The organism is Chryseobacterium sp. CS3K3.1 (assembly GCF_059515165.1).
Window position 1 is genome coordinate 70,891 of the sequence record NZ_JCAKRV010000017.1, and the last position, 21,685, is coordinate 92,575.

Consider the following 21,685-nt stretch of genomic DNA (forward strand, 5'->3'; position numbering starts at 1 on the left):
AACTGTATGACAGAATTCCAGGAATTTGCACAACAAAGTCTGCTTTGGGCTGAAGGACTTGCTGCAGTCATAGCGCTCTTTCATTATAACCGTTTAAAAGAACAATATTGGAAATTTTTTGTGTTTTATCTGGTATTTATTTTTCTTGGCGAAGCTTATGGCAAGTGGGGAAGTTTTGTTCATTTTACCAAAGCCCAGTATTATAACTACCTTTTAATGCCAATCCAGTTCGTATTTTTTTACTGGTTATATGCTGCAAAATCTTTAGGAAAACCCAAATTGTTTTGGATATTTTCCATTTTATATCTGCTTTCATTTATTCCCAACGAATTATATTTTTCAAAAAGTAAAATTGTATTTGCTTTCAACTATACGTTTGGGTGCCTTATTTTGATGCTTTTGGTAATAATGGAGTACTATAAACAAATTACTTCACAGGAAATTCTCAATTTCAATAAAAACAAAATGTTTTATATTAATCTTGGGATTACCCTATCATATATAGGAACATTACCTTTTATGTCATTTTTATCACTTCTGGTAAAATACAAGGAAATTTGGGATATATATTTTAGTTATTTTCTGGTATCAGTTTCAGTGATGTATATCTTATTTGCAAGTTCATTTATATGGGGAAAACAGAGCTCTTAATAGTTATCATTCTATTTAATATACTTTTTGTGATGTTTGTAACGGCAGTTTTGATCTACATCAGAAGTTACAAACAACGCAAGAAGGAACATCTGAATGAAATTGAAAGAAAAAATGAACTTCATCAGAGAGAGCTCCTTTCTACCCAACTGGAAATTCAGCAGGCCACCATGCAGCAGATCGGAAGAGAACTGCATGACAATATTGGCCAGAAACTTACCCTGGTAAGCCTCTATGTACAACAGATGCTTTATGAAAACAAGGTATCCGAAGCAAGTGAAAGAATTGATCAGGTTTCACAAATCATCAACCAGTCTTTGCAGGATCTCAGAAGCTTGTCAAAAACACTTACAGATGACAATATCAACCAGAAGGAAATTGTAACTTTGATACAGGAAGAAGTGGACAATACCAATTCCTTTAAAAAGTGCCATGTAAGTTTTGAGCATAATTTTAAGCAACTGGACTTAGGCTTTGTTCACAAAAATGTCCTTCTGAGGATTACCCAGGAGTTTATTCAGAACAGTATAAAACATTCCCGCTGTAAAAATATTTTTATCAGCCTGAATACATCTGAAGACATCCTTTGGGAACTTGATATTCGTGATGATGGAATAGGATTCGATACTTCACAGATCAAATCCAACGGAATAGGCCTTACCAATATGAAAAACAGAGCGGAAATCATAGGAGCAAGCTTTCGTATGGAAAGCCGGAAAAATGCAGGAACCCAAATCAATATTATCTTAAAAAAGCAGTCATGAAAAAATCTATCGTAATTGTTGACGACCATATACTTATTGCAAAAGCCCTGGAAGGAATTATAGGTAACTTCAGTGAATTTGAAGTCATCTATGTAAGTGAGAACGGGAAAGACCTTATCCAAAAATTTGAAGAAGGCAATGCCATTCCTGATATTATTCTTTTAGATATCAGCATGCCTATTATGGACGGTTTTGAAACGGCAGCCTGGCTTACAAAAAACCATCCCGATGTTAAAATTATGGCTCTCAGTATGCAGGGAGATGACAACAGCGTAATTAAGATGATCAAAAGCGGAGCAAAAGGTTATCTGCTGAAAAACACCCATCCAAGAGATCTGGAAACCGCACTTACCCGACTCAATAGTGATGGCTTCTTTTATCCGGACTGGGCTTCCAAAATCATATTTTCCAACCTGAACAAAGAGACTGAATCTGAGATTGCGATAAAAATTTCCGACAGAGAAAAAGAGTTTCTGAAATACACTGTAACCGAACTCAGTTATAAGGAAATTGCTGACAGAATGTGCTGCAGTCCGAGAACAGTGGAAAGCTACCGCGATCAGCTTTGTGAAAAACTGGATCTTAAAACCCGCGTAGGGCTAGCGGTTTTTGCCATTAAAAATGGTTTCGCTAATTAAGTTTTATAGTGAAAAAATTCTTCTAAAAATAAATTTAAACGAAAAGTATACATATAAAATAGTTAAAAACTAAAAATGAACCAGTAGTTTCGCTAAAATTGATTAAAATTCAATACATTTTAAGTAATGATAAGATTTAATCAAACAAAAACACTAATTATTAACAATACATCAAATAAATTAAGAAATTATTTGCATATTAATTTCAAATAATATAATTTCACAACCTCAACCTAAATGATTTTGATATGAAAAAACTATTATTTGGAGCTTTTATGCTCACAGTAATGTCTGCATGTAATACTGACAGCGTTACTAATCAAAATGAAAACACAACTGACGAAGCAGTAGCAACTGCAGGTTTTGCTCAAAGGGGCTGTGCGTCTGAGGAAATCAGACAGGAAGCATTGAAAAGAAGCCCTGAACTCCAACAAAGATTTGCAGCATTAGAAACCAATACAGAAAAGTTCGCCAACGATGTGAAATTTGGAAAAGTTTTAGCTGATGGTACTGTAGAAATCCCGGTTGTAGTGAATGTTATATACAGAACTACAGCTGAAAACGTTTCTGATGCAAGAATTGCTGAACAAATTGCAGTATTGAATGCTGATTATTCCGGAACCAACACTGATGCCAGCAAAATTCCAACTGAATTCCAGGCTGTAAGCTCCGGTGACACAAAAGTAAAATTCAGACTGGTCAATACTGTTAGAAAATCTACCACAAAAACCGGATGGGCCACCAATGATGATATGAAAAAAGCATCTAAGGGAGGAATTGATGCTACTAATCCTACCAATTATTTAAATTTATGGGTTGTAGGTAAAATGACCAGCCAGGGACGTACCATTCTTGGATATGCAACTTTCCCTGAATCTGCAGGTTTATGGAATGACGGTGTTGTAATTGCTGCTCCGTATTTTGGAAAAACAGGAGCTTCTTCACCTTTCAACCTGGGAAGAACAGCAACACATGAAGTAGGACACTACTTAAACTTAAGACACATCTGGGGAGATGCTAATTGCGGAAATGACCAGGTAAGTGATACTCCTACACAAACTACAGCAAATTACGGAAAACCTTCATACCCGCTATATAATACTTGCAGCGGTGTACAGAGATCTGTAATGTTTATGAATTACATGGATTATGTAGATGATGCAGCAATGTTTATGTTCTCTGCAGGACAAAAAACAAGAATGCAGTCTGTAGTAGCTTCTTCTGGTGCAAGATCAGGATTGAGAGTATATTAAAATTTAAATATTATCAAACTTAAGATCTATCTCAAATTGAGATAGATCTTTTTATTATATCTATCTCCTGAAATTTAAATCCCATTTCGGTTTCAACAACACTTACTTGCATAAAAATATTCTATAAAAAGCAATAGAAACGTAAAATTATTAACACTTAAAATCCGCTCAATTGTTAAATATAAATCAAATTATTATTTTTAACTAAAATTCAACCAAACATTGCTTTAATTATATTTAATTCAATTAAATCCTATATAATTTAAAACATCACTGCCTTTTCTAAATAATTTGCATATTACTCACAAATACTATAATTTCACGCCCTCAACCAAATTATAGTATAACGATATGAAAAAATTCTTAATGGGAGCCCTGGTCCTGGGCTTTATGTCGGCATGTAACACCGACAGTTTAACCAATCAAAATGAAACATCTGCGGATCAGGAAAATTCTGCTACAGGTGCTCTTAAAAGAAGCTGCCCTTCGGAAGAAATCAGACAAGCAATGCTTTTGAAAAATCCAGCGCTACAGCAGAAAATAGCGGATATTGAATCCGGCACTGAAAAATTTGCAGAAAACCTTAAAGTGGGAAAAGTTCTTGCAGACGGAACTGTTGAGATCCCGGTAGTTTTTAATGTCATCTACAACACTTCCACTCAAAATGTTTCAGACACAAGAATCGCAGAACAAATTGCTGTTCTTAATGCCGATTACGGAGGCACCAATTCTGATGTTACGAAAATTCCTTCTGCATTTCAGCCTGCCGCAGCAGGTGATGTAAAAATCCGTTTCAAATTAGTTGCAACCAACCGTAAACAGAGTTCAAAAACAGGCTGGAGATCTGATCTTGAACAAATGAAAAAAGCCAGCACCGGAGGAATTGACGCTACTGATGTCAATAAAAACCTGAATATCTGGGTTGTAAATTCAATTCTTGACGAAAACAACCAACCTGGAACTCTGGGCTACGCCTATTATCCTGAACATGCAGGACAATGGTATGACGGTCTTGTAATAGGTTATCAGTATATAGGAAAAACAGGTGCTTCAGCTCCGTTTAATTTAGGAAGAACAGTAACCCATGAAGTAGGACATTACCTGAACCTTCCACACCTTTGGGGATCATCTGACACAGGATGCCAGACAGATTACTCTAATGATACCCCTACATCTCCCGGCCCTAATTATGGAAATCCTACTTACCCTCTAAACAGAATTTGCGGAGGTGTAAGCCGTTCTCAGATGTTTATGAATTATATGGATTATGTAGATGACAAATCTATGTTTATGTTCTCTGCCAACCAAAAAACAAGAATGCAGGCTGTAGTATCAGCATCGGGACCAAGAGCAGGATTAAGATAATCATCTGGATTACTTAAAATATTATAAAAATATTAAAATAGTCTATCTCAATTTTTGGGATAGATTTTTTTAATATTTTTACGCGATTTAAATTCAACACCACTACGATGAAAAAAATAGCATTAGCATCAGGAATACTATTGCAATTATACTGTATTAAAGCACAGGATACTATCCCATCCCGCAATCTCAAGGAAGATCTGGCACTTATCAATTCAGGATATACAATTCAGGAGAAAACTCCTTTTTTCCAGAAAGAATGGGTAAAAAAATCGGTGGCTCCAGCTCTACTTTTTACGGCAGCCGCAGCAACATGGGGAGAAAAAGAGAATATTCGCGAGGTAAGAAACCGTTACCTTCCCAACTTCAAAGTAAAATATGATGATTATCTGCAGTACGCTCCTGCTGCTGCAGTCTACGGATTAAAACTGGCAGGTGTAAAAGGGCGTAACAATATAGGACGGGCTACTTTATCCTACGGCACCAGCTTAGCCATCATGGCTATTTTAGTTAATTCTATTAAATATACAGCAAAAGTGGAACGTCCCGATGGATCCAAAAACAACTCTTTCCCATCAGGGCATGCCGCAATGGCTTTTACCAATGCCACATTTCTACACAAAGAATATGGTTTGGTGAATCCGGCCTACAGTATTGCCGGATATGGTTCTGCTACTCTTACGGGACTTGGACGAAATTTAAATAACAGACACTGGGTTCCGGATATTCTCGCCGGGGCAGGTATCGGAATTATATCAACAGAACTGGGGTATTTTTTTATTGACAAAATTTATAAAAACAAAGGTGATAATTTAAGTCTCTTATCCAGAATACAAGGTAACGATTATCCATCCTTTCTTTCTTTAAAGATGGGAACTGCGTTTGGCACCACAAACTTCCTGAGGGAATCTGAACTGGATGATAAAAAACAAATCGGTTTTGAGGGCGGGCTGGAAGGCGCTTATTTCTTTTCAAAAAAATGGGGTGTGGGTGCTGATGTATCTTTCAGCAGCTTCCCTATTAAATCTCAAAGAATAACATTAGATGACGGGCAGGATTTTGGTGATCATGAAATCAAAACACAATCCATGGGATTCCTTTCTGCAGGTATTGGGCCTTATTTTTCTCATGAATTATCAGATAAATGGCAGCTTACTGTGAAGATTACCGGAGGATATGCTGCTACTGCCACTGGAAAAGTATTTGTAAAGGGAGAGGATATCGATGCTCCCAACCATGAGCTCCAAATAGCCAGATATAAACCTAAACCAGCTTTCCGCTGGAATACAGGTGCTTCTATGACTTACAAGTTTAATCCGGGATTAGGTCTTACTTTCTATACGGATTACAATCAGATCAACTCCACCATCCGTTATTACTTCAGCGATGAAATTAAGGAAAGTGCTGAATTGGATCAGGAACTGAACAACCTGATTGCTAAAGAAAAAATCAATTATGTCACGCTAGGGTTACGATTGACAGCCTATTTTTAAAACAAGAAAGCCTCCAGAATCTGAAGGCTTTACTTTTATAAGTTTTTACGGTTGTCATCCGGAGTATAATCCATAAAGATATCTCCGTCCAGCTGTACCGATTTTATTTTCTTCTTTATAGGAATGACAAGATCTGTCAGTTTCTGATCTTTTTCCCACACTGAAGGTGAAAAATGGATTTTTTCTGTCGTTCCATCATCATAAGACAGGATGGCATCAAACGGAATGGCAAAACCTCCTACATTCGCTATGTTGATGGTAAGCATGTCATTCATCTGGGATGCTCCTGTTACTTTTAAGTCAATATAATTATTGGTATAAAACCAATTGTGGAAGAACCAGTTCAGATTTTTTCCAGATCCCGTATTCATAGAATTGAAATAATCCCATGGCACAGGATGCTTCCCATTCCAGTTGTCCATATAATGGTGTAATGCTTTTTTGAAGAGCTCATCTCCCAGATAATCTTTCAGCGCCAGATAAGACAATGAAGATTTTACATAGGAGTTGTTTCCATATCCGGCACCGCTTACCTGCGTACTCATGGTAATTATCGGTTGATCCTGTTCTGCAGAAGGATCATTGATCCATTTTTTAACGCGGAAGTTTTTATAAAATTCCCTGGCAGCAGCTTCTCCGTTTTCATCAATTCCTATAAGATATTCCAGCGTGGTTGCCCAGCCTTCATCCATAAATGCATATCTGGTCTCATTGATTCCCATATAAAAAGGGAAGTAGGTATGAGCAATTTCATGATCTGCCGTAAGCCTGGCATCATTAAGATCATCAGGAATACTGGTATCATTAATCATCATAGGATATTCCATATCTGCATATCCCTGGATAGCCGTCATTACGTTATAAGGATATTCTACGCCTGGCCAATTTTTTGAAAACCAATCCAGGTTGTAACGCATCCAGTCTACATAATGTTCAAAATCTTTAGCTCCGTTTTTATATCCTGCCTGAACGCTGGCCCTTTTTGTTTTCAACTGAACACTGGCAGCATCCCACACATAATGGTTACTCATCGCAAAACAAAAATCTGTAATATGATTTGCTTTAAATTTCCAGACATTCCACTTGTTCTGCTTTGTTACTTTTCCGGACTTCATTTCCTGTTCTGTGGCAATATGCATCAGCTTATCACTTTTCAGGGAAGCTTTATATCTTTTTAAATATTGAGGCTGAAGCACAGCTTCCGGATTCAGAAAATCACCGGTTGCCCAGACTACATAATTTTTCGGTGCGGTGATGGCAAAACTGTAATCATTGAAATCATTATAAAACTCCTGTCTGTCTGAATGCTGGAGCATATCCCATCCGTTGTAATCATCATACACGGAAATTCTTGGAAAAGAGTATGCCACATAGAATGTTTCAGGATCAATCTGTCCTTCTCTTCCACTCTGAACCGACAATGGATATTCCCACTCTATTTTAACCTCAGCTTTTGACTTGGATTTCAGTGCTGATTTTAATTTTACTTTTTCAACAGTACTCCAGTCATCACTGTTGATCTCATATTTTACATTGTTTACCGTAAAAGACTTAATTTTCAGCCCTGATGAAAGGAAATCTTTAGATACAAATCCTGATCTTGGCGACTGTGGCTTGTGAAGGTTATTCACAAATCGTATAGCTAGTTCATTCAGGTTATCCGGGCTGTTGTTCGTATAAACAATAGTTTCTTTTCCTGAAACTATTTTTGTAGCAGCATCTACTTTCACCTCTACATTATACACTCCTTTATTCTGCCAGTAGTTTTTCCCTGGTGCTCCGGAGATATCACGTGTACCTCTTTCATACGCTTTTTTGATATTCCTCGGCATATACAATTCCTGAGCTGACAGCTGCAGTAAAGAAACTGCGATCAGCATTCCGGAAAAAATTTTCTTCATAGCGATCTCTTTAAAGATAGGCATCAAAAATAGCGAAAATGTGCCATCAGACGACCATTATTTCACAATAATATTTCACCGTAATTAACTTTTATATTAAAATATTCTACAACCTATCTTATCCGACTGTTTTTTTAATTGTTTTGGTATTTTTAACTGATTGATTTCCAAAGTTGAATTTCAATAAAAATCTTTGTGAAAACAGTGATCTCCAAATAAAAATCCAATCCCTGAGAGGAATTGGATTTGAAATTGATTTTCCAACCAATTGATTTTTTATAGAGAAAGATTCACGATCACCGGAAAATGATCTGACGGATACAAGAGATTTTCTCTTCTGTCATTGATATGTCTGTGAGATCTGATCTTAAAGCCTTGTGTAAAAATATAATCGATTCTGTCTTTCGGGACTGTATTGACATCAAAAGCGGTGAAAGATCCTACAGGACCATAATGCTTGGTTTCCGAGTGATAGAAACTGTCTTTCATATTCTGAGAAAGGATTTTAATAGGTTCTGAATCATCTGTCAGATTAAAATCTCCGCTCAGCGTTACCGGAAGGTTTCTTGGATTCAGTTCTTTGATTTTTTTCAGAATCAGTTCAGAAGATTTTACTCTTGCCACATTTCCTACATGATCAAAATGAAGATTCATCGCCAGGAATTCTTTCTTCGATTTTTTATCTTTAAATATGGCGTAAGTACAGATCCTGTTCAGTGCGGCATCCCAGCCTTTTGATGGTTTTTCCGGAGTTTCAGATAACCAGAATGTCCCTGATTTTACTGCTTCAAGTCTGTTTGTGTCATAAAAGATGGCAGAAAACTCTCCTTTCTCTTTGCCGTCATCTCTTCCTACTCCTATATAATCATAGTTTTTTAATCCTGTTTTAATATCTTTCATCTGTTCCGGAAGCGCTTCCTGTACTCCGAAATAATCAGGATGATAATACGTCAGTAAATCGGCAACATCCTGCTTTCTTTTTGGCCAGGCATTGTCTTTATCCGACTCTACATTCAGTCTGATATTAAAACTCATTACGGTAAGGTCCTGTGAAAATCCCAATGCAAAAAACATCAGAAACACCATTGAAAATCTGAAATTCATATGTTATTTTATCATTAAGAGACAAAAATAAAACTTCTCTGCGACAGAAAAGCTTTATTGATGTGATTATATTGTTAAATTATCTTTTTCTTCTTCTACAGATATAAAATATTCCTGAAATTCAGACACTGAAACTGGCAGCTGACTTTCAAGTTTTACAATTCCCAAGGTTTTATAGTGTGAGGCCAGTTTTATGCCTTTAGTTTTGAGAAGAGTTTCAAGCCTTTTAAAATTTATATCTTTCTTTAAAACTGCGAGATAAGTAATCATAGGTATACCTGTATTAAACCATTTCCAATATCTCTGTATTTTATCCCTTCAACAGGTCTTGCTTTGTTTTCAATCAGCTCCCAGATCTCTTTTGCCGATTTATCGGGAAACTGTTCCATATACAACGCTGCAAGCCCTGAAACATGCGGTGCGGCCATACTGGTACCACTCATTGTATAGTACAGGTTATTTTTGTTCTTCGCATTTTTAGGATACGAACTGATAATATCGACTCCGGGAGCACAGACATTGATGTTTCCGCCTGTAGATGGATTAAGACCTGCGTTTGAAAATCTGGCGATCTTCATTTGTCCGTCAATAGCTCCAACAGCCATGATCGATTTTGAATTGGCAGGCATGGAAACAGGCTGTGGAATCTGTGGCCTGTTGCTGTCATTTCCTGCTGCTGCGATAATAAGGCAGTTATTTTCAAGTGCTCTTTCTCCAATGGTTTCAAAAAGAACAGATGGCTGATCATCAAACTTCACAGGAGAAGCTAGTGAAAGAGACAATATTCTGAATTTCTTAGAAATGGCCCAGTCTATCGCATCAATGACACTGCTGGTAGTTCCTCTTCCATTGTCTGCGAGCACTTTTGCTATTTTCAGGTTGCAATCCTTAGCTATTCCGTAACGTCTTCCGTTATCACTTCTTGTATTTCCTGCAGCCACTCCTGCACAGTGTGTGCCATGTCCGTTGGGATCTCTGTTCCAGTCCTCACCATCTATAAAAGATTTCCCTTCAATCACTTCGGCGGAAAAATCGGGATGGGAAATTTCAAGTCCGGTATCAAGAATGCATACATCAATTCCTTTTCCTGTGTAGCTGGCATTTTCCAGTCCGATCGCTTTTAATCCCCATTCCATTTCAATGAATGATTTTTGAGGTAAAGGTTTGCTGGTAATATATTTTTCAAGTTCTGAGATTTTTTCTGCAAGCCCGGCAGACTGTTTTTTAAGCTCATTAATCAATTGCAATTCATCTGCAGGAAAAAATTCTCTTTCTTTTTCGTAGTATACAATAGAATTGGATTGATCTTTCACGGCACTTTTCAATTGATCTTCATCCATATTTTCCACCACCAGAACCCCAAGATTTTTGTAAAGTACACCATTGTCCTGATCAATGATTTCATAAGAACGGTTTTCTTTCGATAGAAATTCTGAAGAGGTGATACTCACTTCCAGCTCTTTCTCAATTTTTTTGAGTGCGTTTTTCTGCTGGTTCTGCAGCAGAACAATATATCTTCCGGTTTCCATAATGATCTTTTTTTAAATTAATTTCAGAAATATCTTTTCGAGAATAAGAAAAATATCCTCCGGAATAATGGTCAGTCTGAGTTTCTTATTAATTCCGGATATGGCAGTATTTTGTTCAACCAATGAAGTCCAGAAACGTTCAATTTTGGGAACGGAGTTCATGTCCTTCAGCTTTTCATCATCCAGAATACCATTTTGATATAATGAGACAATGATTCCTGAAATAAGTTCTTCCGCCTCCTCAAGTTTTTTATTCTCCCTGGCATATATTTCCATCAGGATATCATAAATACTTTCCATTCCGTTAAATGAGAATCCTGCGAGCATTTCTCTTCTCCCTGTCATTATTTTCTCCATTTTAATAGGATTAAAGCCTCTTTTAACGGTAGAAATCATATTCATTACCTTCAGCACTTCGGATTCGTGGCTGGTGTTTCCTTTGGTACGGAAATACTCCAGAACTTCGTTGAGAAATGCATCAAACCGGGCATCAAAGTCAAATGATTTTGACAGGTATAAAGTCTGAACCTCATTGAACTGTTCCAGCAGTTCTTTGATTTTCTGTACCGTAAAGTGGATAAGTTCCTGCATTACTCAAAAGTTATCTGTTCTATTTCATTACCGTCTTTATCTTTGTAAGACACAATCCTGATTCCTTCCTCCTCCATTTCCACATGAAGGTTGATAAATAATTTGTCTTTATCTTCTGCTGCACTGGTGTTAGGATCTATGTAAATGCTGTTCAGCTTTGCATTCACCAGCGTATATTTATTCAGCAGAACCTTTGAAAAAATTTCTTTCAATTCATCAGTTTCTTCTTCTGTTCCTTCCTGAGGTCGGAATATTCCTGAATTCAGAAGCTGCATTTTCTTTCTGAGATCCAGTTTGAGCACTTCATTGGCAGGAAGGTTCCCGAATTTCTGATCATTCTTTTCCAGCTTGCTGAACAGGGTTTTGAATTCTTCAGTCTGAAGCTGTCTTTTGCTGATTTCAGGAATATTAAATTTCTTCTCCCTATTCACCAGACGGATTCTTTCATTTATTTCTGTCACAAACTGATCTTCATTCAGTTTAAAATTATATTTGGGATCTGAATCGATATCCGTAATTTTAATCGGAATGTCCATCTTTACACTAGGCAGAGCATAGCGCGGAACCTTGAAATATTTAAGGTATTCATGGCGGGCATATTCTTTGGCAATAAGAACCGCATTCTCATCTGCTTTTTTACGAGCCTGAATTATCTCGTTGTTGAGATAATCCAGGTAATCTGATAGTTTTATCATCTTTCGTAAAATCTAATTATTGTGAAAGAAGTCCAAGCACTTTTTCAAGCCCTGCAGGCATTTCGTCATTGGTTGCACGCACTTTTACCCCAAGAGAATATTCTTTTTCCACTTTAATTCCTGTACTGGAAGTTCTCTTATAGGAGACATCCACTTTGAATTTCACAGGTCCCCATCCACCGGATACTCCGGCATTGATCCCGAATTCATCACTTACGTCTTTTGTGTATGTAGAATTAAGTTTCACATTAAAGTCTACTTCACAGGTCTCAATTCTGAAGCTCGGAACATTCAGCAATGCAATAAACGGCACTGAAATTTCTACGTCGTTCGGAATCGTTTTAGGGTTGGTGGCACTTACCGGCTCATCTTCTTTAAAATCCGGGTTCGGAATATTTTTTTTGTATTTGAATTCTGCCATTCTCAGTTTTTTAGGGCTGGCAGCATTGGCCGGATCTGTAAGCTCGAACCCAACTTCGTTGATGAAATTAACGGTGGCAATTGAGGCATTGGACTGTGCTTTTACACAAGCATCCAAAGGTCCGCCAATAATCGTTGCAAAGTCGATGCTTCCCAATTCTGCCGCAAAATCTGCATTGGCAGCATCTGAAGTTCTGAAGATCTCTTCATCGGCAGCCATTTTACCGGCAATCATTTTCATGATTTCTGAAGACGCACCTGAGAAAGATTTTTCCCACTTTTCGTCATAGTTCTTTTTGAATTCGTCTACAATTGCTAACAATTCCTTATTCGTCAATGAACTCAGTTCTGAGGTTTCAATTCCTGACACTTTTTCATAGACTGCCGGAGTCAGTACTTTTTCTACTCCCGATAAAAGGTCGATTAACTCATTTTTTGTTTTTTTGGCGTGGCTTGCTTCAAGCACCGATTTTAATGTTTCCATGTTTTTTGTTTTTGATTAATATTGTGGGACAAAATTAGATCACCGGGCTTCAAAACATTTCAGGAGAACACCTCTACTTGTTCAGGAAAAACACCCTAAAAATAAAAAGCCTGAACTTACTAGTGGTAAGCTCAGGCTTTTGTAATACATATAGCAAATATTTATTTTATAGACGCCAAGATCATATTAACTATTATTATTTAAGGAAGCTGAGAAAGCAACAAAGTTGCTGATGAATCTGCATGGATATGCTTACGCTTAGAAAGAATCAATTGTATTGATTCCATCTTTGCTCCCTTAAGAATCAGCATGAGACAGTAAACCTTTGCACTAAATTTAAAGGTAATTATATACAATTTTACATTAATCTGCTATCTTACTTATTATTATGACTTTGTCATTCTGAATGTAACGCAGTGAAATGAAGAATCCAGGTTTTACATGAGATTCTTCCTTCGTCAGAATGACAATGGCATAAAATTGTATATAGTCGCCAATTTAAATAAATTCACCGTTTCTATGCCGGTTTTTTGCTGTTATTTTCCAGATTAACATCAGGGACAACAGAATCCGGATCCAGTTTTACCTCATCAATTTCCTTGCTGGAATCTACCTTGAACGTCCATTCAGTATTTCTTTTCCAGACCTCAACAGGAATTTTTACCGTCTGTGCTGTTCCGTCTTTGAATTTGATCTGTACGGTTGTAGGCATTGGCAGCTGACCAATATTTTCAACCGTAATCTGAACTCCGTTTTTAAAGTCTCCGTTGACATATTGTACGGTTTTAACAGCCTGATCAATTTTCCATTTATTAAAGAACCATCCTCTCCAGAACCAATTCAGTTCCTCTCCGGAAACATTTTCCATTGTGTGGAAGAAATCCCATGGCGTCGGATGTTTGAATGCCCAGCGATCTATATAGGTTCTGAATGCTTTGTCAAACTTTTCAGGTCCCAGAATTGCTTCTCTTAAAACATCTAAACCTGTACCCGGTTTATAGTAAGCCAACGCTCCGATACTTCTTTCTTTCATATTATCAGGTCCTACCATTACAGGCTCCAGACTGTCAGTCAGCAAATACATTCCTGATCTTGCCAGATTCGGTTTACGGTAATATTCTCCTTTATTAAAAGCTTCGGTGGAAAGTCCGTTGATAAAAGTATTAAATCCTTCATCCATCCATGCAAATAATCTTTCATTAGATCCTACGATCATAGGGAACCAGTTGTGTCCGAACTCATGGTCTGTAACGCCCCAAAGATCTTCCCCTTTGGAATCCATATGACAGAAAACAATTCCCGGATATTCCATTCCACCTTCGTTTCCTGCTACATTGGTGGCAGCCGGATAGGTGTATTCATACCATTTTTTCGAATAATGCTCTATGGCCGCTTTCGTATATTCTGTAGATCTTCCCCACGCTTTTTCACCGGCACTCTCCGCAGGATAAGCAGAAATAGCTAAAGATTTCTTTCCACTGGGTAAATTGATTTTTGCAGCATCCAAAATAAATCCGGCAGATGATGCCCATGCAAAATCTCTTGTTTGATTAATTTTAAATTTCCAGGTTTTTGTTCCTGAAGTTTTATTTTTACCGATTTCAGACTCAGGGCGGATCATTACCGTTTTATCACTGTTTCTTGCCTCATTCCATCTGTTGATTTCTTCTTTGCTGTACACTTCTTTCTCATTCAGAAGCTCTCCGGATGCTACGACATAATGACTGGCGGGAACAGTAATATTGGCTGTAATATTTCCATATTCTAAATAAAACTCTGAAGCTCCAAGGTAAGGAAGTGTATTCCAGCCCATCACATCATCATACACGCACATTCTCGGATACCACTGTGCGATGGTAAATATTTTACCATTTTTAGTATCCTGAACTCCCATTCTGTCTGAACCATACTCAGGAGAAATAAAAGAATATTCTATTTCTATCTTTGCCACACCTCCGTTGGCTTTCAGCTCTTTGGGAAGATCAATCTGCATTCTTGTATCGGTAACGGTGTATTTTACATCTTTCTTACCATCCAGTTTGACTGATTTAATGGTATATCCACCGTTAAATTCTTCACCATGAGCTCCGTTTCTGCTCCCGGAGAGCGGCACTACACCATTTCCTCTGGAATCTTTTGCAAACAGATTCTGATCCAGCTGCAGCCAGAGAAAACCTAATTTATCAGGACTGTTGTTGGTATAGGTAATCTGCGCTGTACCGGTAATTTCTTTTTTATCTTCATTCAGGCTGACGTTCAAATGATAATCTGCTGAATTCTGCCAGTAAGCATGTCCCGGCTGTCCGCTTGCAGAACGGGTAGCTGTGCCTGTCTGCGGATAAAAGAACGGCTTAAATGCTTCTACATAATCGTATTTCGGAGTTTGCTGTGCATAGGCAGATCCTGAGAACAGAACCACTGCAAGCGTCGAAACAAGGGTTGGAAGTTTAAAATTCATTTGAAAAAGTATTATTTAGTGTATAGGTAAAAAAAACTCCCGGATTTGTTACACATCCGGGAGTTTTTTTAATACAAGTTTAATTTAATTTGATTTTTTGGCTTTAATCATTGCTTCCAAAGCATCCCACATTTCTTTAGGAATTGCTTCAAGCATATTGAACTCTCCGGCACCCTGAAGCCATTCTCCACCATCAATGGTTACCACTTCCCCGTTCATATAAGCAGAATAGTCGGAAACCAGATAAGCCGCAAGGTTGGCCAGCTCCTGATGTTCTCCTACTCTTCTCAACGGAACTTTTTTCTTCATATCGAATTTCTCCTGAAGATCTCCGGGAAGAAGTCTATCCCAGGCTCCTTTCGTAGGGAAGGGTCCTGGTGCAATAGCATTGAAACGGATTCCGTATTTTGCCCATTCTACCGCTAATGATCTGGTCATCGCCAGCACTCCTGCTTTTGCACAGGCAGACGGTACAACATAGGCAGAACCTGTCCATGCGTAAGTGGTTACGATATTCAGTACTGTTCCGGGAGTTTTAGAATCTATCCAGTGTTTTCCTATGGAAAGGGTACAGTTTTTCGTTCCTTTTAAAACAATATCGAGAATGGAGTCAAAAGCAGAGTGAGTCAGTTTTTCTGTTGGAGAAATGAAGTTTCCGGCTGCATTATTCAACAAAATATCAATTTTCCCGAATTCTTTCAGTGTTGCCTCTTTCATAGCTTCCACCTCATCCCAGTTTCTTACATCACATGCTACACAAAGCACCTTACCTCCGGTTTCATCTTCCAGCTCCTTAGCTGTGGTCTGCAGCTTCTCCAGATTTCTGGAAGTGATCACTACTTTGGCGCCCAGTTCAAGAAAGTATTTAGTCATCGCTTTTCCAAGACCGCTTCCGCCTCCTGTTACAATTGCTACTTTATCTTTTAGTGCACCTTCGCGCAGCATAGGTTGTGTATATAGACTCATAAAATATTTTTTCTTAAAAATAATAAATATTGAAATGCAATCCTGTAAAATAGGTTGATAAATAATGCTACAAATAATTATTCTTCACATAAAAGCTCTCTCAACTTTTACATTCATGATTTTTAACCCCAAAAGACATAAAAGTTTTAAATCCTTAAGTTTTTTAGAGCCAAGCTCTATGTAAAGAAGTACATCAAAGATTTTCATCTTATTTGAACTTTTCTCCGGCATTATTTTAAACTTACCTAAGCGGACAAAATGAAAGCTTTTGTGCCTTTTGCGGTTTCATAAAGATTAGGCGTCTTTATAAATAAACTATTCGAAAAAGAAAATAGCCTGATAACAATTACCAGGCTATTTCTATTTGTTAAAACGATATATTAAGAAGCTACCACTCCTTTGAAAGAAAGTGTTTTAGGAGTTTTGCTGTCGCTGGTAGTAACATTTACTGTCTTCATAAATGGTCCTACTGTTGCTGCGTTATAGCTGGCTTCCACAAATCCTTTTTTTCCTGGCTGGATAGGAGTTTTTGTGTAATCGGCAGTTGTACATCCACATGAAGGCGCTACATTCTGAATAATGATTGGTTTTGAACTTGTGTTTGTAAATTCAAATCTGATCAATTTTGGTTTACCCTGAGGAATATTTCCTACATCGATAGATTCTGATTTCCATTTGATAGCATCAGCAACCATTTTTACGATAGATGGACCATCTGTAGTCAATACATTCGCATAAAACGGAGAGAACGCCAACACGGCTAAAAGAGCTGTAATTTTTAATTTTTTCATGAGTATATATTTTAATATTTGAAACTGATTATGTTCTTCTATATGACAAATGTAAAGCAGACAATGATTATGGCTTGTTAACCGCTGTCTAACATTTGTTAATGAGTTGTTAATAGTAAAAGATAAATAGATATTTTTGGATAATATTGTTTCAGGAAATGAAAATAAAAAGACTCAATATTATTATCACGCTTGGATTCGTCGCTATTATCGGAATTTTAATAGCACAATTGATGTGGACGATACAGGCTTATAATCTTGAAGACAAAAAATTTAACCAGAAAGTCAATATTGCCTTAATGGAAGTCGCAGAGAAACTCTCCGGAGGAAAGACATCCTACACCGAAAATCCGGTACAGAATATTGCCAATGATTATTATGTGGTGAATATCAACAATGAATTTCATCCTGTTGTGCTTGAATATTATCTGAAGACAGAATTTACCCGCTTTCAGATCAATACAGATTATGTGTATGCATTATACAACTGCCACAGCGATAAAATGATCTATGGAAAATACATGACCTCGCATCAGGAAAGCCCCAGCAATAAGGTGATCAATTTTCCAAAGCATAAAAATCTGATCTATTATTTTTCCATACGATTTCCTGATAAGACCACTTACCTGATCAGTTCATTACGATTCTGGTATCTCCTTACCTTTGCTCTTATCATCATCCTTTTGGTGTATGTATATTCTATCTACACGATCATTCAGCAGAAGAAGTTCTCGGAGTTGCAGCGTGATTTTATCAATAATATGACTCATGAGTTTAAGACTCCTTTATCCTCTATACTTTTAGCTTCGGAAGCGCTTAATAAACAGGAAATGGTACAGGAAAATTCTAAACTGCAGACCTATACCTCCATTATCATCAATCAAAGCCACAAGCTCAATAGCCACATTGAGAAAATATTGAATATTGCTAAAAATGATGCGGCAGGACTGTCATTAAAACCTCAAAAAATTCTTCTTCTCCCTTTTATTCAGGAAATTGCAGACAATGTACAGCATAAAAACAAAGACCTCAGCATCGAAATCGATATTGAAAACAGTACTTCGGTAATGGCAGATGAATTTCACTTTACGAATATCATTTACAACCTGCTGGACAATTCCATCAAGTATTGTGAAACAAATCCTGTGATCAAAATTTCAGCTTATAAAGATTCAAAAGGCTTATATTTAAAGTTTAAAGACAACGGAATGGGAATTCCTGCTAAAAATATTCCTCATATTTTTGAAAAGTTTTATCGGGTACATACCAAAAGAAGTGAAGAAGTAAATGGTTTCGGGCTGGGATTATTTTATGTAAAAAAAGTAGTTCAGCAGCATCACTGGAAAATTTCTGTGGAGAATAATGAAGACAAAGGAATTAGTACAACGCTCTTCTTTCCGTTTTCAAATTAATCATGTGTAAGTATGGAGAAATCTAAAATTTTATATGCCGAAGATGACAAAACAATAGCTTTTCTGGTGGAAGACAGTTTGGAAAGTTATTATGATATCAGCTGTTATTCTGATGGAGAATCTGCGTTGGAAGCATTTAACAGCCAGGATTTTGATATCTGCCTGCTGGATATTATGATGCCCGGCATGAGCGGATTTGAGGTAGCACAAAATATCCGCAGTAAAAATTCTGAAATTCCTATTATTTTCATCTCTGCAAAAGCTTTAAAAGAAGACAGAATCAAAGGGCTTAAAATTGGAGCTGATGATTATCTGGTAAAACCATTTAGTATTGAAGAACTGATGCTGAAAATTGAAGTTTTTCTGAAACGCACTAAGAAATCGGACACTTCTTCTCTGCAATATAAAGTGGGCAAATATGATTTTGATCCAAAAAATTACACCCTGAAAGGTGCGGAAAACAATATTACCCTTACCCAAAGAGAGTCTGATCTTCTTTTATATTTTATACGCCATAAAAATCTGGTGGTCAAAAGGCAGGAAATCCTGAGGGCCATCTGGGGTGATGATGATTATTTCATGGGACGGAGCCTTGATGTTTTCATTTCCCGGCTGAGGAAAGTACTGGCTGAAGAACAGAACATAGTAATAGAAAACCTTCACGGAATAGGTTTCCGTTTTTCAGAAAAAGAGTAAATAGCCCTTAACTAATTTAAAACACAACAGAAAATGATGATTTTAATTAATTTTAAACTTTGAAAAATTGTCATTAATGAAAAATCGCAAGTCTATTGTTTTTCTTTCTCTAGCATTTTTAAGTGCAAACTTTCATGCCCAAAAATTTGAAAAATTAATACAATATGTCAATCCTCTGATCGGAACTGAAAAGATGGGACATACTTATCCGGGAGCCACTGTTCCTTTTGGTGCCGTACAGCTAAGCCCTGAAACAGACACCATTTCCTATGAACTCAATGGAAAATATAATGGTGAGGTTTACAAATACTGCGCCGGCTACCGTTATGAAGATAAAACCATAGTAGGATTCAGCTCTACTCATTTCAGCGGTACAGGACATTCTGATCTGGGAGATTTTCTGGTAATGCCTACTGTAGGAAAACTTCAGTTGAATCCCGGAACAGCAGCTAATCCTGAAAGCGGCTACAGAAGCAGATTTTCACACCAGAACGAAACTGCAGAAGCCGGATATTATAAAGTAAAACTGGATGACCACAATATTCTGGCAGAGCTGACAGCAACTCCCAGAGTGGGAATTCACCGTTATACTTTCCCAAAATCTGATCAAGCTCACATTATTCTGGATCTGATGGCCGGTATTTACAATTATGACGGGAAAAATGTATGGACATACGTTCGTGTAGAAAACGGAAATACCATCACAGGTTATCGGCAGACCAATGGCTGGGCAAGAACCAGAACGGTTTATTTCGCCATGAAGTTTTCAAAACCTTTTAAATCTTACGGTCAGCAAAACTATGATGAAAAGCAGGTTTACAAAGGATTCTGGAGAAAATTCGACCAAAATAAAAACTTTCCGGAGATGGCAGGAAAGAACCTGAAAATGTATTTTGATTTTGATACCAATGAAAATGAAGCGATTGAAGTAAAATTGGCCATTTCTCCGGTAAGCCAGACCAATGCTCTGGAAAATCTGGAAAAAGAAACGGGGAATATGACTTTTGATCAGGTTAAAGCTATAGCCCAGGACAACTGGAACAAGGAATTAAATAAAATTGTCATCAAAGGTTCTGATACAGAGAAGACCAATTTCTATACAGCAATGTATCATACCTTCATTAATCCTACTACTTATATGGACGTTAATGGAGAATATAAAGGGTTGGATCAAAATGTTCACAAAGCGGACGGCTTTACCAATTATACAACGTTCTCTCTTTGGGATACTTACCGTACACTCCATCCATTTTTTAATATCATCCAGCCTAAACGGAATGGTGACATGGTAAAATCTATGATGGCTCATTACAATCAATTCTCAATGAAAATGCTGCCGATCTGGTCGCATTATGCAAACGACAACTGGTGTATGAGCGGCTACCATAGTGTAAGCGTTGTAGCTGATGCTATTATTAAAGGAAATTATACGGGTGATCCTGAAGAAGCTTTGAAAGCATGTATAGAAACAGCAAATAAAAGAGATTACGAAGGCATAGGACAATATATTGACCTTGGATATATTCCGGCCGAGAAAAATGGAACATCAGTTTCCAATACCTTGGAATATGCCTATGATGACTGGGCTATTGCTCAACTGGCAAAGCATTTAAACAAAACAGATATTTACAATCAGTTTATTAGACGGTCTGAGAACTGGAAAAATAACTTTGACAAAACTATCGGTTTTATGCGCCCACGTCTGGCAGATGGAAATTTTAAGAAAGATTTTGATGTATTAAGCACTCACGGGCAAGGTTTTATTGAAGGAAACTCATGGAACTACAGTTTCTTTGTTCCACAAAATCCGGATGAACTGATCACGATGATGGGTGGGAAGAAGAAATTCGCATCTAAACTGGACGAACTTTTCACCATGCATTTACCTGATGAATTCTTTGCAGACACTGAAGATATTACCCGTGAAGGAATTATTGGTGGATATGTTCACGGAAATGAACCGGCTCACCATGTTGCGTATTTTTATAACTGGGCAGGACAGCCATGGAAAGCACAGGCACAAATCCGCCGTATTCTGGAAATGCAGTACAAAGCAACACCTGACGGGCTGGGCGGAAATGATGATGCCGGGCAAATGAGTGCATGGTATATTTTAAGTTCATTAGGTTTTTATCCTGTAGCTCCCGGTTCTGAAGATTATGCTATCGGCAGCCCTGCGATTGATCACGCTGTACTGAATCTGGAAAACGGAAAAATTTTTGAAATTGAAGCAATCAACCAAAGTCCGAAAAATGTGTATGTTCAGAAAGTTCTTTTGAATGGAAAAGAGATTAAAAACTTTACATTAAAGCATTCTGAAATTATGAATGGAGGAAAGCTGACATTTTATATGGGAAATAAGGCGAAAAAGTAAAAAGGCGAATGAGCCGGGATTTGAATATTCACAGTCTTTTAAAATAAGTTTTGGCTAAAGCCAATGGAAGGTTAAATATAAAGTGAGCGGGCTAAAGCCC

Annotated in this window: 19 protein-coding genes; 9 read left to right on the forward strand and 10 right to left on the reverse strand. The window is 37.4% G+C overall.

Annotated elements, in window-relative coordinates; genetic code table 11:
• The first annotated feature begins 6 nt into the window (after positions 1 to 6).
• From AC5YGI_RS16020 to AC5YGI_RS16045, 6 genes are all read left to right on the forward strand, one after another.
• Positions 7 to 651: a hypothetical protein gene (locus AC5YGI_RS16020; protein ID WP_330745187.1), complete on the forward strand. Its 645-nt coding sequence runs from the start codon at positions 7 to 9 to the stop codon at positions 649 to 651.
• A gap of 32 nt (positions 652 to 683) precedes the next feature.
• Positions 684 to 1,415: a sensor histidine kinase gene (locus AC5YGI_RS16025; RefSeq protein WP_496168997.1), complete on the forward strand. Its 732-nt coding sequence runs from the start codon at positions 684 to 686 to the stop codon at positions 1,413 to 1,415.
• Positions 1,412 to 2,053, forward strand: coding sequence for a response regulator transcription factor (locus AC5YGI_RS16030; protein WP_446106826.1), 642 nt, complete (start codon positions 1,412 to 1,414; stop codon positions 2,051 to 2,053). The genes AC5YGI_RS16025 and AC5YGI_RS16030 overlap by 4 nt, the downstream gene beginning before the upstream one ends.
• Before the next feature lie 248 nt (positions 2,054 to 2,301).
• Positions 2,302 to 3,306 carry a zinc metalloprotease gene (locus tag AC5YGI_RS16035; protein ID WP_110010662.1) on the forward strand — a complete coding sequence of 335 codons (1,005 nt, stop codon included), beginning with the start codon at positions 2,302 to 2,304 and terminating at the stop codon, positions 3,304 to 3,306.
• A gap of 351 nt (positions 3,307 to 3,657) precedes the next feature.
• Positions 3,658 to 4,671 carry a zinc metalloprotease gene (locus tag AC5YGI_RS16040; protein ID WP_496168984.1) on the forward strand — a complete coding sequence of 338 codons (1,014 nt, stop codon included), beginning with the start codon at positions 3,658 to 3,660 and terminating at the stop codon, positions 4,669 to 4,671.
• Positions 4,672 to 4,778: 107 nt separating this feature from the next.
• Complete coding sequence (locus AC5YGI_RS16045) at positions 4,779 to 6,164, forward strand: phosphatase PAP2 family protein (protein WP_496168985.1); 1,386 nt, start codon at positions 4,779 to 4,781, stop codon at positions 6,162 to 6,164.
• Positions 6,165 to 6,199: 35 nt separating this feature from the next.
• On the opposite strand, the gene AC5YGI_RS16050 is transcribed toward AC5YGI_RS16045, so the two are convergent.
• From AC5YGI_RS16050 to AC5YGI_RS16095, 10 genes are all read right to left on the reverse strand, one after another.
• The gene (locus tag AC5YGI_RS16050; protein ID WP_496168986.1) at positions 6,200 to 8,065 is read right to left on the reverse strand and encodes a M1 family metallopeptidase; all 1,866 of its coding nucleotides are present in this window, start codon (positions 8,063 to 8,065) and stop codon (positions 6,200 to 6,202) included.
• A gap of 276 nt (positions 8,066 to 8,341) precedes the next feature.
• On the reverse strand, positions 8,342 to 9,169 hold the full coding sequence (locus AC5YGI_RS16055; RefSeq protein WP_330745183.1) for an endonuclease/exonuclease/phosphatase family protein: 828 nt from the start codon (positions 9,167 to 9,169) through the stop codon (positions 8,342 to 8,344).
• A gap of 66 nt (positions 9,170 to 9,235) precedes the next feature.
• Positions 9,236 to 9,439 (reverse strand): hypothetical protein, encoded by a 204-nt coding sequence (locus AC5YGI_RS16060; RefSeq protein ID WP_330745182.1) that lies wholly within the window; start codon positions 9,437 to 9,439, stop codon positions 9,236 to 9,238.
• Complete coding sequence (locus AC5YGI_RS16065; RefSeq protein WP_330745181.1) at positions 9,436 to 10,698, reverse strand: S8 family peptidase; 1,263 nt, start codon at positions 10,696 to 10,698, stop codon at positions 9,436 to 9,438. Before AC5YGI_RS16065 ends, AC5YGI_RS16060 begins: the two co-directional genes overlap by 4 nt.
• A gap of 12 nt (positions 10,699 to 10,710) precedes the next feature.
• Positions 10,711 to 11,289, reverse strand: coding sequence for a hypothetical protein (locus tag AC5YGI_RS16070; RefSeq protein ID WP_330745180.1), 579 nt, complete (start codon positions 11,287 to 11,289; stop codon positions 10,711 to 10,713).
• Positions 11,289 to 11,984 (reverse strand): hypothetical protein, encoded by a 696-nt coding sequence (locus tag AC5YGI_RS16075; RefSeq protein ID WP_330745179.1) that lies wholly within the window; start codon positions 11,982 to 11,984, stop codon positions 11,289 to 11,291. The genes AC5YGI_RS16070 and AC5YGI_RS16075 overlap by 1 nt, the downstream gene beginning before the upstream one ends.
• A 16-nt stretch (positions 11,985 to 12,000) precedes the next feature.
• A complete protein-coding gene (locus tag AC5YGI_RS16080; protein ID WP_330745178.1) occupies positions 12,001 to 12,888 on the reverse strand; it encodes a DUF2589 domain-containing protein in 888 nt (295 codons plus the stop codon).
• Positions 12,889 to 13,405: 517 nt separating this feature from the next.
• Complete coding sequence (locus AC5YGI_RS16085; RefSeq protein ID WP_330745177.1) at positions 13,406 to 15,346, reverse strand: M1 family metallopeptidase; 1,941 nt, start codon at positions 15,344 to 15,346, stop codon at positions 13,406 to 13,408.
• Between the two features lie 84 nt (positions 15,347 to 15,430).
• Complete coding sequence (locus tag AC5YGI_RS16090; protein WP_330745176.1) at positions 15,431 to 16,312, reverse strand: SDR family oxidoreductase; 882 nt, start codon at positions 16,310 to 16,312, stop codon at positions 15,431 to 15,433.
• 380 nt (positions 16,313 to 16,692) lie between these two features.
• Positions 16,693 to 17,103 (reverse strand): DUF1573 domain-containing protein, encoded by a 411-nt coding sequence (locus AC5YGI_RS16095; RefSeq protein WP_110010651.1) that lies wholly within the window; start codon positions 17,101 to 17,103, stop codon positions 16,693 to 16,695.
• Positions 17,104 to 17,261: 158 nt separating this feature from the next.
• On the opposite strand from AC5YGI_RS16095, the gene AC5YGI_RS16100 reads away from it, so the two are divergent.
• The 3 genes from AC5YGI_RS16100 (at position 17,262) to AC5YGI_RS16110 (ending at position 21,585) form a co-directional block, all read left to right on the forward strand.
• Positions 17,262 to 18,515 carry a sensor histidine kinase gene (locus AC5YGI_RS16100; RefSeq protein ID WP_496168988.1) on the forward strand — a complete coding sequence of 418 codons (1,254 nt, stop codon included), beginning with the start codon at positions 17,262 to 17,264 and terminating at the stop codon, positions 18,513 to 18,515.
• 12 nt (positions 18,516 to 18,527) lie between these two features.
• Complete coding sequence (locus AC5YGI_RS16105; RefSeq protein ID WP_446106839.1) at positions 18,528 to 19,211, forward strand: response regulator transcription factor; 684 nt, start codon at positions 18,528 to 18,530, stop codon at positions 19,209 to 19,211.
• A gap of 76 nt (positions 19,212 to 19,287) precedes the next feature.
• Complete coding sequence (locus AC5YGI_RS16110) at positions 19,288 to 21,585, forward strand: GH92 family glycosyl hydrolase (protein WP_496168989.1); 2,298 nt, start codon at positions 19,288 to 19,290, stop codon at positions 21,583 to 21,585.
• Positions 21,586 to 21,685 lie beyond the last annotated feature (100 nt).

Excerpts from the sequence above, each read along its gene's own strand:
- AC5YGI_RS16020 (WP_330745187.1), top strand. The coding sequence starts at position 7 with ATGACAGAATTCCAGGAATTTGCACAACAAAGTCTGCTTTGGGCTGAA.
- AC5YGI_RS16025 (WP_496168997.1), top strand. The coding sequence starts at position 684 with ATGTTTGTAACGGCAGTTTTGATCTACATCAGAAGTTACAAACAACGC.
- AC5YGI_RS16030 (WP_446106826.1), top strand. The coding sequence starts at position 1,412 with ATGAAAAAATCTATCGTAATTGTTGACGACCATATACTTATTGCAAAA.
- AC5YGI_RS16035 (WP_110010662.1), top strand. The coding sequence starts at position 2,302 with ATGAAAAAACTATTATTTGGAGCTTTTATGCTCACAGTAATGTCTGCA.
- AC5YGI_RS16040 (WP_496168984.1), top strand. The coding sequence starts at position 3,658 with ATGAAAAAATTCTTAATGGGAGCCCTGGTCCTGGGCTTTATGTCGGCA.
- AC5YGI_RS16045 (WP_496168985.1), top strand. The coding sequence starts at position 4,779 with ATGAAAAAAATAGCATTAGCATCAGGAATACTATTGCAATTATACTGT.
- AC5YGI_RS16050 (WP_496168986.1), bottom strand. The coding sequence starts at position 8,065 with ATGAAGAAAATTTTTTCCGGAATGCTGATCGCAGTTTCTTTACTGCAG.
- AC5YGI_RS16055 (WP_330745183.1), bottom strand. The coding sequence starts at position 9,169 with ATGAATTTCAGATTTTCAATGGTGTTTCTGATGTTTTTTGCATTGGGA.
- AC5YGI_RS16060 (WP_330745182.1), bottom strand. The coding sequence starts at position 9,439 with ATGATTACTTATCTCGCAGTTTTAAAGAAAGATATAAATTTTAAAAGG.
- AC5YGI_RS16065 (WP_330745181.1), bottom strand. The coding sequence starts at position 10,698 with ATGGAAACCGGAAGATATATTGTTCTGCTGCAGAACCAGCAGAAAAAC.
- AC5YGI_RS16070 (WP_330745180.1), bottom strand. The coding sequence starts at position 11,289 with ATGCAGGAACTTATCCACTTTACGGTACAGAAAATCAAAGAACTGCTG.
- AC5YGI_RS16075 (WP_330745179.1), bottom strand. The coding sequence starts at position 11,984 with ATGATAAAACTATCAGATTACCTGGATTATCTCAACAACGAGATAATT.
- AC5YGI_RS16080 (WP_330745178.1), bottom strand. The coding sequence starts at position 12,888 with ATGGAAACATTAAAATCGGTGCTTGAAGCAAGCCACGCCAAAAAAACA.
- AC5YGI_RS16085 (WP_330745177.1), bottom strand. The coding sequence starts at position 15,346 with ATGAATTTTAAACTTCCAACCCTTGTTTCGACGCTTGCAGTGGTTCTG.
- AC5YGI_RS16090 (WP_330745176.1), bottom strand. The coding sequence starts at position 16,312 with ATGAGTCTATATACACAACCTATGCTGCGCGAAGGTGCACTAAAAGAT.
- AC5YGI_RS16095 (WP_110010651.1), bottom strand. The coding sequence starts at position 17,103 with ATGAAAAAATTAAAAATTACAGCTCTTTTAGCCGTGTTGGCGTTCTCT.
- AC5YGI_RS16100 (WP_496168988.1), top strand. The coding sequence starts at position 17,262 with ATGAAAATAAAAAGACTCAATATTATTATCACGCTTGGATTCGTCGCT.
- AC5YGI_RS16105 (WP_446106839.1), top strand. The coding sequence starts at position 18,528 with ATGGAGAAATCTAAAATTTTATATGCCGAAGATGACAAAACAATAGCT.
- AC5YGI_RS16110 (WP_496168989.1), top strand. The coding sequence starts at position 19,288 with ATGAAAAATCGCAAGTCTATTGTTTTTCTTTCTCTAGCATTTTTAAGT.